Origin of the sequence: Brachybacterium sp. J144 (genome assembly GCF_036321705.1) — a bacterium.
Classification (GTDB): domain Bacteria; phylum Actinomycetota; class Actinomycetes; order Actinomycetales; family Dermabacteraceae; genus Brachybacterium.
On the sequence record NZ_JAZDCG010000034.1, the window covers coordinates 199,821 to 221,876 of the forward strand.

The window sequence follows — 22,056 nt, forward strand, 5'->3', positions numbered from 1 at the left end:
GCGGCCGGTGAGCATCGCGACGACCGACCCGAGCCCGCTGGTCCGCGCCGAGGCGCTCGAGGTGGTGCTGCCCTCCGGGGCGGGCGTGGGCCCCTGGACCGGGGAGATCCACGACGGGGAGCAGGTGCTGCTGCTCGGCCCCTCCGGCTCGGGGAAGTCGACGCTGCTGCGCACGCTCGCCGGAGCGATCCCCTCCCACCAGCGCGGGCGGGTCCGCGGCAGCGTGCGCCTCGCGGGCGGGGTCGACCCGGTCGCGGGCGGGGTCACGGCCGCCGCCCCGCTCGTGGGCCATCTCGGTCAGGATCCGGCCGACGGGGTCTGCCTCCCGCAGATCGCCGAGGACGTGGCGCTCCCGCTCGAGAGCGCCTGCACCCCGCCTGAGAGGATCGGGCCCCGCGTCCATGCCGCGCTCACCGCGACGGGCACGGCGGACCTCGCGCACCGCCGCGCCGCGACGCTCTCCGGCGGGCAACTGCAGCGCGCCGCGCTCGCCGCCGCGGTCGTAGCCGAGCCGCGGCTGCTGCTGCTCGACGAGCCCACCGCGATGCTCGACGCCGAGGGGGTCGCCGCGGTGCGACGCGCGGTCGACGCGGCCGTCGACGCGACGGGATGCGCCGTGCTGCTGGTCGAGCACCGGCTCGACGAGTGGGCGGGGGAGGCGGGTGTTGCCGGGCTCCCGGCCCGGACCATCGCCCTGGACCGCTCGGGGCGGGTACTCGCCGACGGGCCCACCGCCCGGGTGCTCGCGGAGCACGGGGAGCGGCTGCGCGCGGAGGGCTGCTGGCTGCCGCGGGAGATCGAGCGGCGGCTCGAGGACGGGGCCGGTGCGGGCGGGATCTCCCCAGCCCCGGACGATACGGCGCACGTCGAGGCGACGGGCGCGGCCCCTCGTCAGACGGCCGGGACCCCCGCGCCCGCCCCGACCCCGCTGTTGCGCCTGCGCTCGGCGACCCTGGGACCGGAGGGGCGAGACGTGCTGACCGGCGCCGACCTCACCGTCCGGGCCGGTCGGGTGCTCGCCGTCGTCGGCCGGAACGGCGCCGGGAAGTCGACGCTGCTGGGCGCCCTCTCCCGGCTGGACCCGCTGCGCACGGGGACGCTCGAGGGCGGCGCCGCCGCGCTCGTGCTGCAGCGTCCCGAGTCCCAGTTCGTGGCGGACACCGTCGTCGGGGAGCTCGCCGCGAGCGGGGCCGGGGAGCAGGCCCGGACGGAGCTGCTCGCCCGCCTCGACCTCGGCGACCATGCGGACCAGAGCCCCTACCGGCTCTCCGGCGGGCAGCAGCGACGGCTCTCCCTCGGCGCCATGCTGCTGACCGAGCGGCCGGTGCTGCTGGCCGACGAGCCGGGCTACGGCCTCGACCGCGCCGCGCAGGCCGAGGTGCTCTCGCTGCTGCGCGAGGTGGCGCAGGAGGGACGCGGGGTGGTCCTGACCACCCACGACCTCCGCGCGATCGAGGCCGCCGACGAGGTCGTGGTGATCGCCGGGGGCCGGCTCGTCGGCCCCCTCGCCCCGGCCGCGCTGCTCGCCGACGGCGAGCTGCTCCGTCGTGCCGGGCTGCGCGCCGGGGAGGCGGCGGACCCGGCGGGCGGCACGACGGGGGAGCGGGAGCCGGGGCGCCCTCCGCGGCCCGGGTCCGCGCCCGCGTCCGTGTCCGCATCAGTGTCCGTGTCCGCCGAGGACGGGACGGACCGGCCGCTTACCGCGCTCGAGGACCCGCCGCGGCCCCGCGCCCTGCTCGCCCGCCGGGATCCCGCGGTGCTGTTGGGACTGCTGACGGCGCTGAGCGTGGTCTGCATCGCCCTGACCGATCCGATCCCGCTGCTCCTGCTCCACCTGCTCCTCGCGAGCGGCGCGATGATCGGGCTGCGGATCGGGCCGCTCGCCCTCCTGCGCGCGCAGGCCCCGTTCCTCCCCTTCGCCGCCGGGGTGCTCGTGGTCAACGTGCTCAGCCGTCCCGGGCACGAGCCGTGGCCGGATCTGCCCGTGCGGGTCACCACCGAGGGGATCGTCCTCGGCAGCGCCCTCGCTCTGCGGGCGCTGGTCATCGGGCTCGGAGCCGCAGTGGTGCTGCGTGCCTCGGATCCCGGGCGCACCCTGACCAGCCTGCGCGTACACGCCCGGTTGCCGGCCCGCATCGCCCTCGCCCTCCTCGCGGGGCTGCGACTGCTCGAGGACCTGCCCCGGCGCTGGTCGACGATCCTCCGCGCGCACCGCCTGCGTCGGCCGTCCGCCCCGGACGGGAATCCCGCGCGACTCGGCCCGCGCGCGCTGATGACCTGCGCCTTCGCGCTGCTGGTCGATGCGATCCGCTCCTCGGCCCGGATCGCCTTCGCCCTCGAGAGCCGGGGCGTCGCCGCGGGGGAGCGGACCTGGTGGCGCAGCGCCCCGCTCGGCGCGGGCGATGCCGCGCTGGTCCTCGCGATCGCGGGCATCGTCACCGCGGTGCTGCTGCTCAGCGGCTGAGCGAAGGACTGCGCCGCCGGTGCCGTCGAGGGGCGGGCCTTAGCGGCGGAGCGCGGCGGGGCTCCGCACGGCGACGACGTCCTCCTCGACCTGCTGGATCCGCGCCCCCCGTGCGTGTCCCGTCGCCCCCGCGCGCGCGGCTCAAAAGCTGGTGCCGGTCAGGCGCTCGTAGGCCTCGACATAACGGGCCCGGGTCTGGGCGACGACCTCGGCGGGCAGCTCGGGCGGCGGGGTGTTCGAACCGCGGTGCCAGCCGGAGGCGGGGGACGTGAGCCAGTCCCGCACGAACTGCTTGTCCAGGCTCGGCTGGACGCGGCCCTCGACGTAGGTGTCCGCGGACCAGAAGCGGGAGGAGTCGGGGGTGAGCACCTCGTCGCCCAGCAGCAGTCTCCCGTCGGTGCGCGAGTGCCCGAACTCGAGCTTGGTGTCGGCGAGCAGGATGCCCCGCTCGGCCGCGACGGCGCGGGCCCGCTCGTAGACCGCGAGGGTCAGCTCGGCCAGCTCGTCCGCTAGCTCCTCGCCCAGCAGGTCGCGCGCCTGAGCGACGGTGATGTTCTCATCGTGCGCGCCGGCCTCCGCCTTGGTCGACGGGGTGAACAGCGCCGGATCCAAGCGCGAGGCCTCGACGAGACCCGTCGGCAGCACGTGGCCGCCCACCGAGCCGCCGGCCCGGTAGTCGGCGAGGCCCGAGCCGGTGAGATAGCCGCGGGCGATGCACTCCAGCGGCACCATGTCCAGGCCCCGGCAGCGCAGGGCCCGGCCCGCGACGGCGTCCGGGACGTCGGTCGCGGAGAGCACGTGATGGGGGACCAGGTCCTCGAGTTGGGCGAACCAGAAGACGCTGATGCCGGTGAGCAGCCGCCCCTTGTCGGGGATGCCGGGCTGCAGCGAATGGTCGTAGGCGCTGATCCGGTCCGTGGCGACGACCAGCACCTCCTCCGCGGCCTCGGGCGCGACGCCCGCGGGGACGTACAGCTCACGCACCTTGCCGGAGACGACATGGTCCCATCCGGGCAGCGCGGGGGCAGTGATCAGAGGGGTGCTCATGCGCGGGCCTCCTCGTCGGCGGCGGCGCGGGCGATGTCCCCGCGATGGTGGGAGCCCTCGAGCTCGATCGCGCGCGCGCCCGAGAGGGCGATCTCCCGGGCGGCGGCGAGCGTCGGCCCGGTGCCGACGACGGTCAGCACGCGGCCCCCCGCACTGCGCAGCACGCCATCCTCCCCGCGGCAGGTCCCGGCGTGCAGGACGTGCGCGCCGAGCGCCTCGGCGGTCTCGATCCCGCCGATCGGGTCCCCGGTGCGGGGCGCCGCGGGGTAGCCGGCGGAGGCGACGACGACGGTCACGGCCGCCTCGTCGCTCCAGACGGGGGCATCGACGGCGGCGAGCTCGCCGCGGGCGGCGGCGTGCAGCAGCGGCGCGAACGGGGTCGTGAGCCGCTCGAGGACCACCTGGGTCTCGGGGTCGCCGAAGCGGGCGTTGAACTCCACCACCCGCAGGCCGCGGGAGGTCAGCGCGAGACCGCAGTACAGGATGCCGACGAACGGCGTGCCCCGGCGGGCCAGCTCCGCGATCGTGGGCCGGGCGACGTCGGCGACGATCTCGTCGACCAGGCCCTCCGGCGCCCAGGGCAGCGGCGAGTAGGCGCCCATGCCGCCGGTGTTCGGGCCCTCGTCTCCGTCGAGGGCGCGCTTGAAGTCCTGGGCGGGCGCGAGAGGCACCACGTCGGTCCCGTCGCTCACGCAGAACAGGGACACCTCCGGGCCGTCGAGGTACTCCTCGAGCACCACCTGGCCGCCCGCGGCGAGCACCGCCTCGCCGTGGGCGAGCGCGGCGGCGTGATCGGCGGTGACGACCACGCCCTTGCCGGCGGCGAGACCATCGGCCTTGACCACGAAGGGCACGTCGCCCAGCGGGTTCACCCGGTCCAGACCCGCGGGGAGGCCCTCCGGGGAGGTCACGGTCACGGAGGCGGCGGTGGGCACGCCCGCGGCGGCCATGATCTCCTTCGCCCAGGACTTGCTGCCTTCGAGGCGGGCGGCCTCGGCCGACGGGCCGAAGACGTCGATCCCCGCCTCCCGCAGGCGGTCCGCGGCCCCGGCGACGAGCGGCGCCTCCGGTCCGACCACCACCAGGTCGACGCCGAGCTCGCGGGCCAGGACGACCTGGCCGTCGAGGTCGTCGAGCGCGACGGGATGGCAGGTGGCGAGCTGCGCGATGCCGGGGTTGCCGGGGGCGGCGTGCAGCTCGGGGGCAGGGCGGTCGGCGGCGAGGCGACGGGTGATCGCGTGCTCGCGGCCTCCGGAGCCGATGACGAGGATCTTCACGCGGCACAGGGTACCGACGGCCCCGGCGGCCCCGCCGAGGTGCCCAGGGGGCGGTCCCCGCACCGCCGCTACGATCGCTGACATGCCCGATCCCGCGACCCCCACCACCCGGCTGCGGCTGGATCTCTCCTACGACGGCACCACCTTCCACGGCTGGGCCGATCAGCCCGGTCAGCGCACCGTCCAGGGGGAGCTCGAGCAGGCCCTCGCCCGGATCGCCCGGGTGCCGGTGCGGGTCACGGTCGCGGGTCGCACCGACGCCGGGGTCCACGCCCGCGGCCAGGTGTGCCACCTCGACCTGCCCGATGCCGTGCTCGCCACCCTCCCCGGGCGTTCGGACCGGGCGCCCGAGGAGGCGCTCGTCTCCCGGCTCGAGGGTGTGCTCCCGGACGATCTCGTGGTGCATCTGGCCCGCGAGGTGAGTGACGAGTTCGACGCCCGCTTCGGGGCGCTGTGGCGCCGGTACCGCTACCGCATCTCCGACGGCCCGACCGCCCACGACCCGCTGCGACGGGACGTGCTGCGGCACCGTCGGCCCCTGGACGTCGCCGCGATGGCGCGCGCGAGCGCCCCGCTGCTCGGCGAGCACGACTTCCTCTCCTTCTGCCGCCCGCGCGTCGGCGCGACCACCGTGCGCGAGCTGCGGGAGCTGACCTGGGAGCGGCCGGGGGAGGGGCGGGCCGACGAGGGCCTCGTCGTCGCGACCGTCGTCGCCGACGCCTTCTGCCACCACATGGTCCGCTCCCTCGTCGGGGCGCTTCTCGGCGTGGGGGAGGGGCGGCGTCCCGAGACCTGGCCCGCCGAGGTGCTCGCCGCGCGCACCCGCGAGTCAGCGACCCGGGACAGTGCGGGGGCGGCGCCGCTGTGCCCGCCGCAGGGGCTCACCCTCGAACACGTCGCGTATCCGCCGGACGAGGAGCTCGCCGCCCGCGCGCATCTCGCCCGCGCGCGGCGGGGGCCCGTGAGATCCTCGACCTCATGACGGGGGGGACGACGACGGGCCGGCAGTACCTCGAGGCGCTCGCGGAGCATCGCGCGGTGGCCGCGAACCGTCGCCCGCCCAGCGCGGCCGATGCCGTCCCCGGCGCGCCGCCCGTACCCCGCCACCCGTTCATCGACGTGGCCCTGGAGACCCTCGCGCGCCGTGCCGCCGCGATCGAGTCGGAGAGCGCCGACGATCCGCTGTGCGCGGTGCGGCAGCTCGACCGGCCCTACCGGTTCACCCGGCGCGTGGCGACCATGGTCCGCACGGGACGTCCCGGCGGGGTCGGGAACCCGCCCCTGCTCTCGGACCTCGGATGCCTGCTGCTGGCCGGCGGGCTGCTCGAGGTGGCGGACCTCGAACGGGCCGCGGAGGGGTCGCGGGAATCGGTGGCGGAGTGCTTCGGCCGCGCGATCGTCCACCGCCACCTCGCCGACGGCGACCTGGAGGCCGCCACCGCCGCCGCGGCGCATCCCCGTCTGGCGAGCATGCCGGAGATCGGCTGGCGGGCGATCGGAGACCACCACGCCCGGCGCGGCGACGCCGAGGCCTTCCTCGCGCTCTGGACCCGCTACGACACCCGCACCCAGAAGCAGTGGATCCAGGAGGCACGCCGCACCCTGGTGGAGCAGGTCAGCCGGCATCACGGCTGGCGCGACGGACTGGCGGCGGCGCACCGCCCGCGGATCAGCACCGCCGGGACCCGCGACGAGCTGATCCGCGTCGCCCTCGGTCCCCTCGCCGAGTCCGTGCGCGAGCCGGAGCTGGTCGAGCTGCTGGACAGCGCGCCCGAGCTCGCCGAGGTGGGGGCGCTCGACCGGCTCGACCTGCGCGTCCGCTCCGTGCGCGCCCATGGCGAGGACCGCGCCCTCCACACCGACCACCCCGCACTGCGACCGCTGCTCGACGAGGTGATCGCCGTGGACCCCACGACCTCCCGGAACGTGATGCGCCTCCGGGACCGGATGCTGGTGGACCTGTGGCCCGCCGTCGGCACCGCGCCGAGGCTCGCCGAGCTGCGCCGAGCCCTGCGGACCCCCTCCTGGAAGCGCGAGACCGCCGTCCTGCACGACGACATCAAGCCGCCGTCGGCCTGAGCCGGAGCGGGGTCGAGCCGAGCGGAGCGGAGTCGGGCAGAGCCGGGCGGATTCTGGCGCAGATCACAGCCGGAGGGCCGGCCCGCGCGTTGACGCTCGTCATCGCGGCCCCGTACGATGAGCGGTCGTTGTGCCTTGGTGCGTGCCCACCTCTGCAGCCGAGATGAGATCTCCGGCGCGAGGAGGGGTCTCACCCGCACCCAGGACCGTCGCCGCGTCGTAGGCGGAACGGGACGGGCACGACGTGTGAGGCCATGCTTTTTCCGAGGAAGCGTGTCCACGGTCCATCGAACCGTGCCCGCGAGCCCAGTGCTCGCAGGGCACTCTGACGAGAGAAGAAGGCACGAGTGCGTACGTTCACCCCGAAGCCCGACGATGTCGAGCGTTCCTGGTACGTCATTGACGCAACCGATGTCGTCCTCGGCCGGCTCGCTTCCCAGGCTGCTCAGCTGCTCCGGGGCAAGCACAAGCCGGTCTTCGCACCCCACGTGGATGCAGGCGACTTCGTGATCATCATCAACGCCGACAAGGTGGCGCTGACCGGTAACAAGCGGGAGACCAAGCTGGCCTACCGCCACTCCGGCTACCCCGGCGGCCTCCGCGGGGTCCCCTACTCCGAGCTGCTCGAGAAGCGCCCGGAGCGTGCGGTGGAGAAGGCCGTCCGCGGCATGCTCCCCAAGAACAAGCTCGCTGATCAGCAGATCAAGAAGCTGAAGATCTACTCGGGCTCCGAGCACCCCCACGGTGCGCAGCAGCCCGTCCCCTTCACCATCGACCAGGTGGCGCAGTAAGCGGGGGCGTCCCGCCACTCCGCCCTGCCGCACGGAAAGTTCTAGGAGAACCGTGACTGAGACCACCCCCGACATCCTCGAGGCCGTGACCGACGAGGATGCCCCGTCGAGCTACACCACCGAGTCCACCGGCGAGGCCGCGGTCGGCGCCGGCCAGTCGGCCACCGCGCCGGGCTACGGCACCGGCCGCCGCAAGCGCGCCATCGCCCGCGTCCGCCTGATCCCCGGCTCCGGCCAGTGGACCATCAACGGCCGCACCCTCGAGGACTACTTCCCGAACAAGGTGCACCAGCAGGAGGTCAACGATCCCTTCACGGTGCTCGACCTCCAGGGTCGCTTCGACGTCATCGTCCGCCTCACCGGCGGCGGCCCCTCGGGCCAGGCCGGTGCGGTGCGCCTGGGCGTGTCCCGCGCGCTGAACCAGATCGACGAGGAGCACAACCGCCCGACCCTCAAGAAGGCCGGGTTCCTGCGCCGCGACGCTCGCATCATCGAGCGCAAGAAGGCCGGCCTCAAGAAGGCCCGCAAGGCGCCGCAGTACTCCAAGCGCTGATCGACCGCGGAGCCCTCGCTCCGCCGCGATCCCGCTGTGCGCACGATGCCCTCGACCTCCGGGTCGGGGGCATCGTCGCGTGTGGGGGCTGGGGTGGCCGGGTCCTGTGCAGTTCAGGTGGGGCAGGAACGCGGTGGGGATTGGTCAGTGACCGGCGCGTAGCGTACCAGTACGGATATATAGCCGTACTGATACGCCAGACGCCAGTACTCGACCATGGCCGCGACCAGTCCGGCACCCGTCGCGGACCGGGCACCCCGTCACCGGACCGGGCACCGCGTGACCGGACCGTGACGGAGCGACTCGGAGCCCGGACCTCCGCCGTCCTGGCCGCTGCAATCGGCAAGCCTGTCCCCACCACCACGAGAGGACGGGCCATGGACCTGATCGAGAAGCGGACCGCCGGCGAGATCATCGACGCACGGCGCCGGGAGAAGGGGCTGACCTGGGCGCAGCTCGCCGAGGCCACCCGGCGGCCGGTGGTGTGGCTGACCTCGGCGGTGCTCGGCTCGCACCCGGTGCCCGCGGAGGTCGCGGCGACCCTCGCGGAGCAGCTGGAGCTCGAGGACGAGCTGGTCGAGGCTCTGCGTCGGCAGCCGTATCGCACGATCGACCCCGAACTGCTCTCCGACCCCACCATCTACCGCTTCCAGGAGCTGATCCAGGTCTACGGCCCGGCGCTCAAGGCCCTGATCCACGAGGAGTTCGGCGACGGGATCATGAGCGCGATCAACTGCTCGATCGACCTGCGCCGAGGCAGCCACCCCGGCGGCGACCGCGTGGTCCTCACGATCGACGGGAAGTTCCTGTCCTACGACTGGGCGGCCAGCGAGGGGTGAGCCGCTCGGGGCAACGGCCCCGCGGTGCAATGCGATCGTCCGCATCGTGCCGTGATCCCGCCGGCCGCCCCGTCGAAGGAGACCCTGTGGCCGTCGCCAGCCCGCCGCGCGTCTCGGCGCTCTCGCTCCTCGCGACGGTGCCCTTCTACCGCGGCACGGCCGCGGCGTTGTTCCTCTCCGGGCTCGGCTTCTCCGCCGCCGCCCCTGCTCGTCGACGGGCGGACGATCGCACGGGACGTCTGGGAGTACGGCGCCGCCGCGCCCGCCTTCGCGGACCGAGCGGGCTCCGGCACGGGGCGCGACTGCGGTCCGGTCAGCTGAGCAGCTCGCGCAGGTCCTCCGCGGTGACCGCGGTGCGGAAGGCCTCGCCGCCATCGGTCAGCGCGTCGAAGAGCTCGGCCTTCCGGCGCTGCAGGGCGAGCACCTTCTCCTCGATCGTGTCCTCCGCGATCATCCGGTACACCATCACCGTGCGGTCCTGGCCGATGCGGTGCGCGCGATCCACGGCCTGCGCCTCCGCCGCCGGGTTCCACCACGGATCCAGCAGGAACACGTAGTCCGCCTCGGTGAGGGTGAGGCCGAAGCCGCCCGCCTTGAGCGAGATGAGGAAGACCGGGGCCGTCCCCTCGCGGAAGGCGGAGACCACCCCGTCACGATCCCGGGTCGAGCCGTCCAGGTGCGCGTAGTCCACGTCCCAGCGGTCCAGCTCCGCCGCGACCAGGTCGAGGTACGAGGTGAACTGGCTGAACAGCAGCACGCGGTGCCCGTCGCCGATCACCTCGGCGAGCCGGTCGAAGAGGGCCTCGAGCTTCGTGCCCGGCGCCTCGGCATGGTCCTCCGGATCCACCAGCCGCGGGTCGATCGCCATCATCCGCAGCAGCGTCAGGGAGCGGAACACGATGAACCGCGAGCGCTCGAGGTCGGTGTCGATCAGCCCCAGCACCTTCTTCCGCTCGCGCTGCAGCACGGCGTCGTAGGCGGCACGGTGCTCGGGGCTCAGCGTGACCGTGAGGATCTGCTCCTGCTTGGGCGGGAGCTCCGCGGCGACCAGCTCCTTCGTGCGACGCAGCAGGAAGGGCCGCACGCGGCGGCGCAGCTGCGCCATCCGCTGCGGATGCTCCCCGGTCTGGATCGGCAGGGTGTATCGCTGGCGGAAACCGGTCGACCCGCCCAGCAGCCCCGGCGCCACCAGGTCGGAGATCGCCCACAGGTCGTCCAGGGAGTTCTCCATCGGGGTGCCGGTGATCGCGAGGCGGAACGGGGCGGGGACGCGCTTCGCCGCGAGATGGGTGCGGGAGCGGCGGTTCTTCACGAACTGCGCCTCGTCCAGCACGAGCCCCGCGACGGGATGGTCGGCGAAGGCCTCCTCGTCACGGCGCAGCACCGCATAGCTGGTGACCACGAGATCCGCGCCGAGCATCTCGGCGGACAGCTCCGTGCCGCGCGCCGCGGAGGTCGCCTCGAGCACCCGCACACGCAGTCCCGGCGTGAACCGCTCCGCCTCGCGCCGCCACACCGGCAGCACCGAGGACGGCGCGACCACGAGGAAGGGCGGGGCCGACGGGGTCAGCTCGCGGGCCCGCGCGATCAGCGCCAGGACCTGGAGGGTCTTGCCGAGGCCCATGTCGTCGGCGAGGATCCCGCCGAGTGCCTGCTCGTGCAGGAAGGACAACCAGGTGAACCCCTCCCGCTGGTAGGGACGCAGGTCCGCCTGCAGGCCCGCGGGCAGCGGCGGCTCGTGGATCGTCTCGAGATCGCGCAGGGCGCCGACGCCCCGGGACCAGCTCGTGGCGGCCTCCGCCTCGTCGGCCATCTCCTGCAGCTCATCCCACAGGTCCACCTGGAAGCGCGAGATCCGCTGCACCTCCGGCTCCCATTCGGCGAGGGCCTCGCCCTCGCGGATCAGCTCCCGCAGCGTGTCGAAGGCCGGATGGTCGAGGGAGAAGTAGGTGCGGTCCGGCATGAGCAGCCGGTCCTTGCCGCGGGCGAGGGCCACGAACAGGCTCGGGAAGGGGATCTGGCGGCCGTCGATCGTGATCTCGAAGCCGAGGTCGAACCAGTCGTTGCGGCCTGGGGTCTGCCACTGGGTGACGCGCACCTGCGGGGCGCCGTCCAGCTCGCGGTAGGCGTGGCGGGTGCCGCCCAGCTCGACCTCCACGTGGTCCATCGCGTCGAGGCGGTCCAGCACGTGCTCGGAGAAGCTCGCGGTGTCCGCCCCGCTGAGCAGCTCGGGGGTGGCGGAGCCGGCCGTCGGCCACAGCGTCATCGCGGCGGCGATCACCTCCTCCTCGTGGGCGATGTCGCGCCGCGCCCCCTGCCGCTGGTCGATGGGGAGGCTGCGCTCGGGATCGTGGTAGCGCCAGGACCAGCGCAGGGTGAGCCGGTCACCGTCCGCGTAGGAGGCGAGCAGGTGCAGGGTGGGGCGGGGTGCGGCGGGCAGGTCCACGCTGCCGTCACCGCTGGTCACGGAGGTGAGGGTGCGCAGCTGCGGGTAGGCGACCTCGACGAAGGCCGCCCGGTCCGCGGCGGGCACGGCGAGCGGGGTGCGGCGCTGCAGCAGGCCACGCAGCTCGCGGGGGATCGCGGTGGGCAGCGGGGCGAGGCGCAGCGCGAGCGCGGCGTCGTGGGCGCGGACCTCGAGCACGCCCGCGCCGCCGAGCAGTCGCGCCTCCGGGGCGGGCTCGCCGTCGAGGGTGATCCGGGGGAGCACGTGGAGGTCGCCGCCCGGCTCCGCCTCACCGACCGGCTCCGGCGACCCCCCGGTCGCGCCGTCCGCGTCCCCGGCCCCGTCCGCGCGGGCCTCGGAGGTGCGGAGGTCCAGGCCCGCCTCAGCGGAGGTCAGCAGGGTGACGGCGGTCAGCCCCTCCCCGGGCAGCAGCTCGACGCCCGCGTCGACGGCGTGGGCGAGGGCCTGCCACAGCAGGGGCGAGCTGATCGAGTTCAGCCACAGGTGCTCGACGGCCCCGCTGGTGTAGGTGCGCTCGGTGCCGGCGGCGGCGAACACCCGGGCGAGGGCCTCGGCCTGCACCGAGTCGAGGTCGCGCGAGGCCGTGCGCGACTCGAAGGTGCGCCAGGAGAGGTCGCCCTGGATCCAGGTGCCCTTCGAGCCGCGGGTCACGGGCCGCAGCCCCACCCAGAACTCGTCCCCCGCGGCGACGTGCGCGGGCGTCGCAGTCTGCCGCTTGCCGCGGGAGGCGGCGGACCCGGCCGGCCCCGCCTCGAGGTCCACGCGCACCGCCACCGGGCGCACCGCCGACGTCGTCGCGGTGCCGCGCAGCAGCGGCCGCAGCACGCTGCGCCACTCCGCGGGCGGGGCCTCCTGCTGCGCCCGGTCGGCGCGATCGTTGAGGTGGTAGAGCAGCGCCGCGACGTGCGCGCATCCCTGGCCGGTCGGGCAGGTGCAGCGGTCTGCGCTCGGCCGCCAGAGACCGCCGGGGGAGGGGCGCTGGAAGCGGCGGGAGACGGCGTCCTCCGCGTACTCGGCGAGCTCGACCCTCGGGGCCCGCACCGCGCCGTCGTCGTCGGTGACCGTCGCCGAGACCGTCATCGCGCCGGCATCCCAGGCGAGGGACCGGACCCGGCCCTCACGGGCGCGCGCGAGCCCGCGACCCGCCGTCCGATCACCGACGTGGTGGCTGATGGCGGAGGGCAGCACGCGGGGGAGGAGGGCGTCGTCGGGCATACCCTCCAAAATATCCGCCACCGGGTACTCTCACAGCGGATCACCGACCCCCCTGTGAGGAGAACCCTGTGGCACGACTCTTCGGCACCGACGGAGTGCGCGGACGCGCGAACGGCGACATCACCGCGGAGCTCGCGGTGGAGCTCTCGGTGGGGGCGGCCCATGTGCTGGGCACCCTCGGCGCCTTCGGCGGCACCCGTCCCCGGGCGATCGTGGCGCGGGACACGCGTCCCTCGGGTGACTTCCTCTCCGCCGCGGTGTGCGCCGGCCTCGCCTCCGCGGGCGTCGACGTCGAGGACGCGGGTGTGCTGCCCACCCCCGGCCTCGCCCACCTCGTCCAGGCCACCGGAGCGGACCTCGGCGTGATGATCTCCGCCTCCCACAACCCCGCCCCCGACAACGGCATCAAGTTCTTCGCCCGCGGCGGCACCAAGCTGCCCGACGAGGTGGAGGACGCGATCGAGGCGCGGCTGCACGAGGAGTGGGACCGCCCGCAGGGAACCGACGTCGGCACCATCACCCGCTACGAGGGCGCGATCGAGCAGTACGTCGCCCATCTCGTCTCCACCCTGGACCGCTCCCTCGAGGGCCTCACCGTCGTCGCCGACTGCGCCAACGGTGCCGCCGCCGTAACCGGCCCGGAGGCGCTGCGCCGCGCCGGCGCCACCGTCCACGTGATCGGCGACTGCTCCGACGGCGGGCTGATCAACGACGGCGTCGGCTCCACCCACCTCGGCCCGCTGCAGGCCGCGGTGCGCGAGCACGGCGCCGACATCGGCGTCGCCTTCGACGGCGACGCGGACCGCTGCCTCGCGGTCGACGCCGCCGGCGAGGAGATCGACGGCGACCAGATCATGGCCATCCTCGCCCTCGACCTCAAGGAGCGCGGGAAGCTGCACGACGACACCCTGGTGGTGACCGTGATGAGCAACCTCGGCCTCAAGCTCGCCATGCGCGAGCACGGGATCGTGCTGGGCCAGACCGGCGTGGGCGACCGCTACGTGCTCGAGGAGATGAACCTCGGCGGCTACTCGATCGGCGGCGAGCAGTCCGGCCACGTGATCCTCGCCGAGCACGCGACCACCGGCGACGGCGAGCTCACGGCCCTCCACCTGCTGCAGCGCATGGCCGAGACCGGCCGCAGCGCCGCCGAGCTCAAGGCCGTCATGACCCGTCTGCCGCAGGCGCTGATCAATGTCAAGGACGTCGACAAGGCCAAGGCCACCATCGACCGCGGGGTCGCCGACGCGATCGCGGCCGCGGAGGCGGAGCTGGGCGAGTCCGGCCGGGTGCTGCTGCGCCCCTCGGGCACCGAGCCCGTGGTGCGGGTGATGGTCGAGGCGCCGAGCGACGAGCAGGCGACCGCGATCGCCGAGCGGCTCTCCGTGGTGGTGCGCGAGCGCGTCGGCCTCTGAGCCGGCGGGCGCCCGCCCCGCTCACACCTTCCGCATCAGCACCGAGTGCACCCGGTGCTCGGCGTCCTTCCGCAGCACCAGATCCGCGCGGCCCCGGGTGGGCAGCACGTTCTCGGTGAGGTTCGGGCCGTTGATGGTGCGCCAGATCCTCGACGCGGTCTGGCGCGCCTCCTCGTCGGTGAGCTCCGCGTAGCGGCGGAAGTACGAGCGTGGATCGGCGAAGGCCGTGGCTCGCAGCGCGAGGAAGCGGTCGACGTACCAGCGCTGGACGTCCTCGACCCGTGCGTCGACGTACACCGAGAAGTCGAAGAAGTCCGAGACGGCCATGCCCAGCCGCCCGTCGCGGCGCGGCCGCGCGGGCTGGAGGACGTTGAGCCCCTCGACGATCAGCACGTCGGGGCTCTCCACCACCACCCGCTCCTCCGGCTGGATGTCGTAGGTCAGGTGCGAGTACACGGGGGCCTCGACCCGCTCGTGCCCGGCTTTGACGTCCGAGACGAAGCGCAGCAGCGAGCGTCGGTCGTAGCTCTCGGGGAAGCCCTTGCGGTGCATGATCCCGCGCCGCTCGAGCTCGGCGTTGGGGTGGAGGAAGCCGTCGGTGGTCACCAGCTGCACCCGCGGGGTGTCCGGCCAGCGCGCCATCAGCTCCCGCAGCAGACGCGCGGTGGTCGACTTGCCGACGGCGACCGAGCCGGCCACGCCGATCACGTACGGGGTCCGCTGCTGGTGCTGGTCCAGGAAGTGCTCGCGCGCCCGCCGCAGCCCCTGCGCGGAGGCGACGTGGATGTTCAGCAGGCGGGAGATGGGCCGGTACACGGCGTCGACCTCGTGCAGGTCCATCCCGTCGCCCAGGCCGCGCAGCCGGTCGACGTCCTCCGCGGAGAGCGGCAGCGGGGTCTGCTGGGAGAGCCGCGCCCACTCCTCACGGGGGATCTCCGCGAACGGGGTGACGGTGCTCGACGTCGGCGCAGCCTTCATGCGGACGATTCTCGCCCATCCCGGGGTCGTGCGCGAACGTGACCGGTGCCGATCATGATCGGCCAGGGTCCGCCAGCACCCCCGGCGGGCGTGATCCATGACTCGCCCGCCGGGGGCCGCGAGCCGGGCGAGCGCGCTCCTCGTCCCCTAGGTTGAGCCCCATGTGTGGAATCGTCGGATACGCAGGCCCGCAGGCCGCAGCCCCCTCCTCCCGTCCCGTGGACGTCGCCCTCCAGGGCCTCGCCCGCCTCGAGTACCGCGGGTACGACTCCGCGGGAGTCGCCGTGATCGATGACGGCGCCGTGCGCGTCGAGAAGCGCGCCGGCAAGCTCGCGAACCTCCGCGAGGCCCTCGACGGCGCGACCGAGACCAGCGGCCGGGTCGCCATCGGTCACACCCGCTGGGCCACCCACGGCGCACCCACCGACGACAACGCCCACCCCCACCTCGGGGGCAAGGACGACGAGCTCGCCCTGGTGCACAACGGCATCATCGAGAACTTCGCCGCACTCCGCGCCGAGCTCGAGGCCGACGGCTACACCTTCCGCTCCGAGACCGACTCCGAGGCCGCCGCCCATCTGGTGGCCCGCGAGATGGCGACCGCCGGCGACCTCACCGTCGCCCTGCGCGCCGCCGCGAACCAGCTCGAGGGCGCCTTCACCCTCCTCGCCGTCCACCGCGACCAGCCCGACCGCGTGGTCGCCGCGCGCCGCAACTCCCCGCTCGTCGTCGGCCTCGGCGAGGGCGAGAACTTCCTCGGCTCCGACGTCGCCGCCTTCGTGGACAACACCCGCGAGGCGCTCGAGATCGGCCAGGACCAGGTCGTCACCGTCACCGCCGACGACGTGGTCGTCACCGACTTCGCCGGCACCGAGATCACCGAGCAGAAGCGCTACTCCGTCGAGTGGGACGTCACCGCCGCGCAGAAGGGCGGCTTCGAGTCCTTCATGGCGAAGGAGATCCACGAGCAGGCCACCGCCGTCGCCGACACCCTCCGCGGCCGCATCGACTCCGGCGCCCTGCACCTGGACGAGATGAGCATCGACGAGTCGGTGCTGCGCAGCATCGACAAGATCATCGTCGTCGCCTGCGGCACCGCCGCGAACGCCGGCAACGTCGCCAAGTACGCGATCGAGCACTGGTGCCGGATCCCCACCGAGGTCGAGCTCGCCCACGAGTTCCGCTACCGCGACCCGATCGTCACCGAGAAGACCCTGGTCGTCGCGATCTCCCAGTCCGGCGAGACCATGGACACGCTGATGGCCATGCGTCACGCCCAGGAGCAGGGCGCGAAGGTCGTCGCGATCTGCAACACCTACGGCTCGACCATCCCCCGCGAGGCCGACGCCGCGCTGTACCTGCACGTCGGCCCCGAGATCGCGGTCGCCTCCACCAAGGCGTACCTCGGCCAGATCACCGCCTGCTACCTGCTGGGCCTCTACCTCGCCCAGGTGCGCGGCAACCTCTTCCCCGACGAGATCGCCGCCCTCATGGAGGACCTCGAGCAGCTGCCGGCGCACGTGCAGACCGTGCTCGACGGCGCCGAGTCCGTCGAGCAGCTCGCGCAGGAGATGAAGGACGCCACCAGCGTGCTCTTCCTCGGCCGTCACGTGGGCTACCCGACCGCGCTCGAGGGTGCGCTCAAGCTCAAGGAGATCGCCTACATCCACGCGGAGGGCTTCGCCGCCGGCGAGCTCAAGCACGGCCCGATCGCCCTGGTCGACGAGGGCCAGCCGGTGTTCGTGATCGTCCCGTCCCCGCGCGGCCGCGACTCGCTGCACTCCAAGGTCGTCTCCAACATCCAGGAGGTCCGCGCCCGCGGCGCCCGCACCCTGGTGATCGCGGAGGAGGGCGACGACGACGTCCTGCCGTACTCGGACGTGGTGCTGCGCGTGCCCGCCACCCGCACCCTATTCGCCCCGCTGCTGACCGTGATCCCGCTGCAGATCTTCTCCTGCGCCCTCGCCACCGCGAAGGGTCTGGACGTGGATCAGCCGCGCAACCTCGCGAAGTCCGTCACGGTCGAGTGATACTGCCGGGATGAGCATCGTCCCGCCGCCCGCGCCCGACCCCTCCGAGTCCGCCGACTCGTTCGGGGGCCGGGCGTTCGGCGTCTCCGAGCGTTCGCTGATCGCGGGCACCGGCATCGACGTGGTCCACATCGAGCGACTCGCCGGCATGATCGAACGCACCCCGGCCCTCCTGGACCGTCTGCTGACCCCGGCCGAGCGGGGGCTGTCCGACGCCTCGCGCGCGGCGCGGGTCGCGGCGAAGGAGGCGGTCGGCAAGGCGCTCGGCTCGCCGGGGGAGTTCTCCTGGCAGGACGTCACGGTCGAGCGCGCCGCCTCGGGCCGCCCCCACCTGCGTCTGCGCGGCGCGACCCTGCGCGCCGCCGAGCAGCAGGAGGTCGAGCACCTGCACCTGTCCCTCTCGCACGACGGGGACGTCGCGACAGCCATCGTGATCGCCGAGCGGGGCCAGTCATGATCCGCGCGCACGGGGCCGCGGCGGTGCGCGCCGCCGAGGAGCCGCTGCTCGCGGCGGGCGAACCGCTCATGCTCCGCGCGGCTGAGGGGATCGCCGCCCGGGTGCGGCTGCGCGGCGCCCGCCGGGTGCTGGTCCTCGCCGGGCGGGGCAGCAACGGCGGCGACGGCCTCTGGGCGGCGGCGCTGCTGCGGGCCGACGGGGTCCGCGCCGAGGCGCTCGCCGCCGCCGGGACCGTCCACGAGGGCGGGGCCGACGCGCTCCGCCGCGCGGGCGGCACGGTGCACTCGCCCGAGCCGGAGCAGCTCGAGGAGACGCTCGCCGCGCTGCTCGAGGGTGCCGACCTGGTGCTCGACGCGATCGTCGGCCTCGGCGCCCGCCCCGAGGCGCCCGCGACCCTGCGCCCCCTGCTCGCGGCGGTGCGCGCCGCGCGCGTCCCGGTGCTCGCCGTCGACCTGCCGAGCTTCGTCGACGCCACCACCGGCGAGGCCGACCCGGACGCGCTGATCGCCGCGGAGACCGTGACCCTCGGCGCCGTGAAGACCGGCCTGCTGCTGCCCGGCGGGGCGGAGCGGGCCGGATCCGTCCACCTCGTGCCGCTGGGGCTTGCCGCGCACCTGCCGGCCGCCGCCGAGGTCGAGCGGCTCGAGGACGCCGAGGCCGCCGCGCTCTGGCCGCACGCCCGCCCCGAGGACTCGAAGTACCGCCGCGGCGTCGTGACCCTGCTGGCCGGCAGCGCCGAATACCCCGGCGCCGCGGTCCTCGCCTGCTCGGGCGCCGCGCGCGCCGGCGCGGGCATGGTGCGCCTGCTCGCCCCCGAGTCCGTGCGGGAGCTCGTGTGGCGCGCCCGCCCCGAGGTGGTCGGCCATCCCGTCGCCCCCGCGGAACTTCCGCGCACGGACGTGCTCGTCGTCGGACCGGGGCTCCCGCCGGACGACCCGCGGGCCGAGCGCGGCCTCGCCCTGCTCTCCGTACCCTCCGGGGCCGACGGCGACGGACCCGTCCTCCGCCGCGGGGTGCTCGACGCCGGGGCGCTCGACGCGATCGGTCCCGAGCACGCCCTCGGCCCCGAGGTGGTGCTCACCCCGCACCGCGGCGAGGCGGAGCGGCTCGCCCGCCGGCTCGAGCTCGACCCGGACCTGCCCGGCCCGGAGCTGTCCCGCGCCCTCGCCGCCGCGACCGGGGCGACCGTGCTGCTCAAGGGCGCGATCACCCTGATCGCCCCGGGCGGCGGCGGGCCGCTGCGCAGCCAGGCCGACGGTCCCGCCCAGCTCGCCACCGCCGGCACCGGGGACGTGCTCGCCGGGATCCTCGGCGCCCTCCTCGGCGGCGGGCTGACCGGCCCCGACGCCGCCGCCCTCGCCGCGCTGATCCACGGCCGCGCCGCGCACCGCGCCTCCCTCGGCGGGCGCGTGCCGCTCGTCGCCCTCGACGTCGCCGACGCCCTCCCGCACGCCCTCGGGACTATCCTGGCGAGCGCCCAGCCGTGATCCGAGGAGCCCGATGACCATCCCGATCCCCGCCGAGGACCCTCGGCACCAGCCCAATCGCGCCGTCATCGACCCCTCGGCCATCACGCAGAACACCCGCACCCTGACGGGCCTGCTCGAGGAGCACACCGCCCTCATGGCCGTGGTGAAGGCCGACGGCTACGGGCACGGGATGCTCACCGCCGCCCGGGCTGCGGTCGAGGGCGGAGCGACCTGGCTGGGCGTCGCCCATCCCGCGAGCGCGCTGGCGCTGTCCCGTGCCGGCTTCGAGGTGCCGATCCTGACCTGGCTGTACGAGCCGGAGACGGCCGAGGCGATGATGCACGAGGTGATCGCCGCGGGGATCGACGTCTCCGTCGGCTCGCGGGCGATGCTCGAGCTCGTCTCGCGCGCCGCGCGCGCCGCCGACCGTCGCGCCCGCGTGCACCTCAAGATCGACACCGGCATGGGCCGCGGCGGCGTCATGCCGCATGACCTGCGAGCTCTCGCCGCCGCCGCCCAGGAGGACGACGTGATCCAGATCGTCGCCGCCTGGACCCATCTGACCTCGGCCGACGATCCCGCGGACCCCGCGACCGACCAGCAGGTCGAGATCTTCGACTCCTCGGTCGAGGCGCTCGAGGAGGAGGTCGGCCCGGTGCCGCTGCAGCACCTCGCGAACTCCGCGGCCCTGCTCACCCGGCCCGATCTGCACCGCGACATCGTGCGACCCGGCATCGCCCTGTACGGCTGCCCGCCGGTCACCACCGACGTCCAGCTCCGCCCCGCGATGACCCTCACCAGCCGTCTGGCGATGGTCAAGGAGGTGCCCGCCGGGCAGAGCGTCGGCTACGGCCGCACCTATCGCACCGAGACGCCGACCCGCCTGGGTCTGGTCCCGATCGGCTACGCCGACGGCCTGCACCGGGCCGCGAGCGGCGGCGTGGACGTCGTCGTCCGCACCGCCTCCGGCGACCGCCGGGCCCGCCAGGTGGGCCGCATCAGCATGGACCAGATCGTGCTCGACCTCGGCCCGGACTCCTCCGCCCGCGCGGGCGACCGGGTGTTCCTCTTCGGTGACGCCAAGGGCGCCCCGAACGACCCCGCCGCCCCCACGGCCGAGGACTGGGCGCGCGCCGCCGGCACCATCCCCTACGAGGTGCTCACCTCCGTCTCCGGTCGGGTCTCGCGGGAGGTGCGCGCATGAGCGCCCTCGTCGTGCGGACGGCCGACGCCGACGGCACCCGCGCCGTCGCCCTCGCGCTCGCCGGCGCCCTGCGCGCCGGGGACCTGCTGGTCCTCGACGGCCCCCTCGGCGCCGGGAAGACCACCTTCACCCAGGGGCTCGGCACGGGCCTCGGCGTGCGCGGCCCCGTCGCCTCCCCGACCTTCGTCATCGAGCGCGTGCACCCCTCGCTGAGCGGTGGCCCGGATCTCGTGCACGTGGACGCCTACCGGCTCGGCGGCGAGGGCGAGATCGACGACCTAGATCTCGAGGCCGATCTCGAGACCGCCGTGACCGTCGTCGAATGGGGCCGGGACCGGGTCGAGCACCTCGCCCCCTCGGTGCTGCGGATCGAGCTGCAGCGCCCCGACCGGGTCGAGGACCCCGAGGACCCCGACGAGCCGCGCACCCTGCGGCTCGTCCCGAGCGGCCCGCGCTGGGACCTCGCCGCGCTGCGGCAGGTGCTCGCGGAGGCCGGACTGACCGTGCAGGAGGAGAGCTGATGCTGCTGGGGATCGACACCTCGGGGGCGGTGAGCGTCGCCGTCGCCCGCGAGGGGGAGGTGCTCGCGGTCCGCACCGACACCCGCGCCCGCCACCACGACGAGGTGCTGCTGGCGCTGGTCGACGAGACGCTGCAGGCCGCCGGTGCGAGCCGTACCGAGCTCACCGGCGTGGTCGCCGGCCGCGGGCCCGGGCCCTTTACCGGACTGCGCGTGGGCCTGGTCAGCGCGCGCACGATCGCCTCCGTGCTCCAGGTGCCCCTGTACGGGCTGTGCTCCCTCGACGCGCTCGCGCACCAGGCGCTCGCGGCACATCCGGGGGCGGAGCCGCTCACCGTCGGCGTCGCCCTCGACGCCCGCCGCCGCGAGGTCTACCACGCCCGCTACCGCCGCGCGGAGGACGGCCGCCTCGAGCGGATCGACGGTCCCGCCGTCGCGGCGCCCGCCGACGTCACCGCCGATCTCACCGCCTGCGACCTGCTCGTCGGCTCCGGGACGGCGCTCTACCCCGACCTGCTGCCGGCGACGGACCCGCTCGAGCACGTCGACGCCGGGCACCTGCTGCGCGCCGCCGTCGAGCGCCTCGCCGCCGGGGAGGACCTCTCCGACACCGCGCCTCTGTACCTGCGCGAGCCCGACGCCGCGAAGCCGACCGCCCGCAAGTCCGCCCTGGGGCGCTGAGATGTCGGTGGCGGGAGAGGACGACACGGGCGGTGTCCTGCGGCGCGGCTGGGCGCTGCGCCCCGCGACCCTCGAGGACGTCGAGGAGATCGCCTTCGCCGAGCTCGAGCTGTTCCCCGAGGAGGCGTGGAACGTCTTCCAGGTCGCCGCGGAGATCGAGCATCCCGATCGCCGCTACGTGATCGCGGCCGCCGGGGAGGAGGCCGAGCGGGGGTTGATCGGCTACGCCGGGATCATGCTCGCCGGGGACACCGCGGACCTCCACACCATCGGCACCCGGCGCCCCGGGGAGGGGATCGGCCGGGCGCTGCTCGGGTGGTGCGAGGAGCAGGCCCGCAGCGGCGGCGCGGCACGGCTCCTGCTCGAGGTGCGCGAGGACAACGACCGCGCCCGCGCCTTCTACACCACCGCCGGCTACGAGGAGATCGGCCGTCGGCGGGCCTACTACCGGGTGCGCGACGGCTACGTCGACGCGATCGTCATGCAGCGCGAGCTCTGAGCGGCCGCTGCCGACTCGCGTCCGTCGTGCGCGAGTCTGTATCGGTACACCCACCCCCCAATGGTTCCTTC

18 protein-coding genes are annotated in these 22,056 nt (G+C 74.7%); 14 read left to right on the forward strand and 4 right to left on the reverse strand.

The genetic code is table 11. The features are described from left to right. Nucleotides 1–7 precede the first annotated feature (7 nt). Nucleotides 8–2,464 carry an ATP-binding cassette domain-containing protein gene (locus V1260_RS14370; RefSeq protein WP_329747505.1) on the forward strand — a complete coding sequence of 819 codons (2,457 nt, stop codon included), beginning with the start codon at nucleotides 8–10 and terminating at the stop codon, nucleotides 2,462–2,464. A 141-nt stretch (nucleotides 2,465–2,605) separates the two neighbouring features. Here the strand turns inward: V1260_RS14370 and V1260_RS14375 are convergent, their stop codons facing one another. Both V1260_RS14375 and purD read right to left on the reverse strand, forming a co-directional pair. Then, nucleotides 2,606–3,511, reverse strand: a complete 906-nt coding sequence (locus V1260_RS14375; RefSeq protein ID WP_329747506.1) for a phosphoribosylaminoimidazolesuccinocarboxamide synthase — start codon at nucleotides 3,509–3,511, stop codon at nucleotides 2,606–2,608. Next, a complete protein-coding gene (purD, locus tag V1260_RS14380; RefSeq protein WP_329747507.1) occupies nucleotides 3,508–4,788 on the reverse strand; it encodes a phosphoribosylamine--glycine ligase in 1,281 nt (426 codons plus the stop codon). Before purD ends, V1260_RS14375 begins: the two co-directional genes overlap by 4 nt. Nucleotides 4,789–4,870: 82 nt before the next feature. Here purD and truA point away from each other — a divergent pair, with 82 nt between their 5' ends. The 5 genes from truA (at nucleotide 4,871) to cynS (ending at nucleotide 9,050) form a co-directional block, all read left to right on the forward strand. Next, complete coding sequence (gene truA, locus V1260_RS14385) at nucleotides 4,871–5,770, forward strand: tRNA pseudouridine(38-40) synthase TruA (protein WP_329747508.1); 900 nt, start codon at nucleotides 4,871–4,873, stop codon at nucleotides 5,768–5,770. After that, nucleotides 5,767–6,867, forward strand: a complete 1,101-nt coding sequence (locus V1260_RS14390) for a hypothetical protein (RefSeq protein WP_329747509.1) — start codon at nucleotides 5,767–5,769, stop codon at nucleotides 6,865–6,867. Before truA ends, V1260_RS14390 begins: the two co-directional genes overlap by 4 nt. 347 nt (nucleotides 6,868–7,214) lie before the next feature. Then, the gene (gene rplM, locus V1260_RS14395) at nucleotides 7,215–7,658 is read left to right on the forward strand and encodes a 50S ribosomal protein L13 (RefSeq protein ID WP_329747510.1); all 444 of its coding nucleotides are present in this window, start codon (nucleotides 7,215–7,217) and stop codon (nucleotides 7,656–7,658) included. Nucleotides 7,659–7,710: 52 nt separating this feature from the next. After that, on the forward strand, nucleotides 7,711–8,211 hold the full coding sequence (gene rpsI, locus V1260_RS14400; RefSeq protein ID WP_329747511.1) for a 30S ribosomal protein S9: 501 nt from the start codon (nucleotides 7,711–7,713) through the stop codon (nucleotides 8,209–8,211). A gap of 377 nt (nucleotides 8,212–8,588) precedes the next feature. Further along, the gene (gene cynS / locus V1260_RS14405) at nucleotides 8,589–9,050 is read left to right on the forward strand and encodes a cyanase (RefSeq protein WP_329747512.1); all 462 of its coding nucleotides are present in this window, start codon (nucleotides 8,589–8,591) and stop codon (nucleotides 9,048–9,050) included. A gap of 313 nt (nucleotides 9,051–9,363) precedes the next feature. Here the strand turns inward: cynS and V1260_RS14410 are convergent, their stop codons facing one another. Further along, on the reverse strand, nucleotides 9,364–12,732 hold the full coding sequence (locus V1260_RS14410) for a DEAD/DEAH box helicase (RefSeq protein WP_329747513.1): 3,369 nt from the start codon (nucleotides 12,730–12,732) through the stop codon (nucleotides 9,364–9,366). Nucleotides 12,733–12,800: 68 nt separating this feature from the next. Between V1260_RS14410 and glmM the strand changes: the two genes are divergently transcribed. Next, nucleotides 12,801–14,147: a phosphoglucosamine mutase gene (glmM, locus tag V1260_RS14415; RefSeq protein WP_329747514.1), complete on the forward strand. Its 1,347-nt coding sequence runs from the start codon at nucleotides 12,801–12,803 to the stop codon at nucleotides 14,145–14,147. 21 nt (nucleotides 14,148–14,168) lie between these two features. On the opposite strand, the gene coaA is transcribed toward glmM, so the two are convergent. After that, complete coding sequence (gene coaA, locus V1260_RS14420; protein ID WP_329747515.1) at nucleotides 14,169–15,125, reverse strand: type I pantothenate kinase; 957 nt, start codon at nucleotides 15,123–15,125, stop codon at nucleotides 14,169–14,171. 161 nt (nucleotides 15,126–15,286) lie between these two features. On the opposite strand from coaA, the gene glmS reads away from it, so the two are divergent. From glmS to V1260_RS14455, 7 genes are read left to right on the forward strand one after another with little or no spacing between them, the layout of a single operon-like run. Then, nucleotides 15,287–17,155 (forward strand): glutamine--fructose-6-phosphate transaminase (isomerizing), encoded by a 1,869-nt coding sequence (gene glmS / locus V1260_RS14425; RefSeq protein WP_329747516.1) that lies wholly within the window; start codon nucleotides 15,287–15,289, stop codon nucleotides 17,153–17,155. A gap of 10 nt (nucleotides 17,156–17,165) precedes the next feature. Continuing rightward, complete coding sequence (locus V1260_RS14430; protein WP_329747517.1) at nucleotides 17,166–17,612, forward strand: holo-ACP synthase; 447 nt, start codon at nucleotides 17,166–17,168, stop codon at nucleotides 17,610–17,612. Further along, nucleotides 17,609–19,099 (forward strand): NAD(P)H-hydrate dehydratase, encoded by a 1,491-nt coding sequence (locus tag V1260_RS14435; RefSeq protein WP_329747518.1) that lies wholly within the window; start codon nucleotides 17,609–17,611, stop codon nucleotides 19,097–19,099. Before V1260_RS14430 ends, V1260_RS14435 begins: the two co-directional genes overlap by 4 nt. A gap of 13 nt (nucleotides 19,100–19,112) precedes the next feature. Further along, the gene (alr, locus tag V1260_RS14440) at nucleotides 19,113–20,285 is read left to right on the forward strand and encodes an alanine racemase (protein WP_329747519.1); all 1,173 of its coding nucleotides are present in this window, start codon (nucleotides 19,113–19,115) and stop codon (nucleotides 20,283–20,285) included. After that, nucleotides 20,282–20,806 (forward strand): tRNA (adenosine(37)-N6)-threonylcarbamoyltransferase complex ATPase subunit type 1 TsaE, encoded by a 525-nt coding sequence (tsaE, locus tag V1260_RS14445; RefSeq protein WP_329747520.1) that lies wholly within the window; start codon nucleotides 20,282–20,284, stop codon nucleotides 20,804–20,806. Before alr ends, tsaE begins: the two co-directional genes overlap by 4 nt. Next, nucleotides 20,806–21,486 carry a tRNA (adenosine(37)-N6)-threonylcarbamoyltransferase complex dimerization subunit type 1 TsaB gene (gene tsaB, locus V1260_RS14450; RefSeq protein WP_329747521.1) on the forward strand — a complete coding sequence of 227 codons (681 nt, stop codon included), beginning with the start codon at nucleotides 20,806–20,808 and terminating at the stop codon, nucleotides 21,484–21,486. The genes tsaE and tsaB overlap by 1 nt, the downstream gene beginning before the upstream one ends. Nucleotide 21,487: 1 nt before the next feature. Then, complete coding sequence (locus tag V1260_RS14455; RefSeq protein WP_329747522.1) at nucleotides 21,488–21,985, forward strand: GNAT family N-acetyltransferase; 498 nt, start codon at nucleotides 21,488–21,490, stop codon at nucleotides 21,983–21,985. Nucleotides 21,986–22,056 lie beyond the last annotated feature (71 nt).

Bases quoted from the DNA above. Each gene is read 5' to 3' on its own strand.
- alr (WP_329747519.1), top strand. From the start codon at position 19,113: ATGACCATCCCGATCCCCGCCGAGGACCCTCGGCACCAGCCCAATCGC.
- cynS (WP_329747512.1), top strand. From the start codon at position 8,589: ATGGACCTGATCGAGAAGCGGACCGCCGGCGAGATCATCGACGCACGG.
- V1260_RS14430 (WP_329747517.1), top strand. From the start codon at position 17,166: ATGAGCATCGTCCCGCCGCCCGCGCCCGACCCCTCCGAGTCCGCCGAC.
- tsaE (WP_329747520.1), top strand. From the start codon at position 20,282: ATGAGCGCCCTCGTCGTGCGGACGGCCGACGCCGACGGCACCCGCGCC.
- coaA (WP_329747515.1), bottom strand. From the start codon at position 15,125: ATGAAGGCTGCGCCGACGTCGAGCACCGTCACCCCGTTCGCGGAGATC.
- truA (WP_329747508.1), top strand. From the start codon at position 4,871: ATGCCCGATCCCGCGACCCCCACCACCCGGCTGCGGCTGGATCTCTCC.
- V1260_RS14375 (WP_329747506.1), bottom strand. From the start codon at position 3,511: ATGAGCACCCCTCTGATCACTGCCCCCGCGCTGCCCGGATGGGACCAT.
- V1260_RS14410 (WP_329747513.1), bottom strand. From the start codon at position 12,732: ATGCCCGACGACGCCCTCCTCCCCCGCGTGCTGCCCTCCGCCATCAGC.
- V1260_RS14435 (WP_329747518.1), top strand. From the start codon at position 17,609: ATGATCCGCGCGCACGGGGCCGCGGCGGTGCGCGCCGCCGAGGAGCCG.
- tsaB (WP_329747521.1), top strand. From the start codon at position 20,806: ATGCTGCTGGGGATCGACACCTCGGGGGCGGTGAGCGTCGCCGTCGCC.
- V1260_RS14390 (WP_329747509.1), top strand. From the start codon at position 5,767: ATGACGGGGGGGACGACGACGGGCCGGCAGTACCTCGAGGCGCTCGCG.
- glmS (WP_329747516.1), top strand. From the start codon at position 15,287: ATGTGTGGAATCGTCGGATACGCAGGCCCGCAGGCCGCAGCCCCCTCC.
- V1260_RS14455 (WP_329747522.1), top strand. From the start codon at position 21,488: ATGTCGGTGGCGGGAGAGGACGACACGGGCGGTGTCCTGCGGCGCGGC.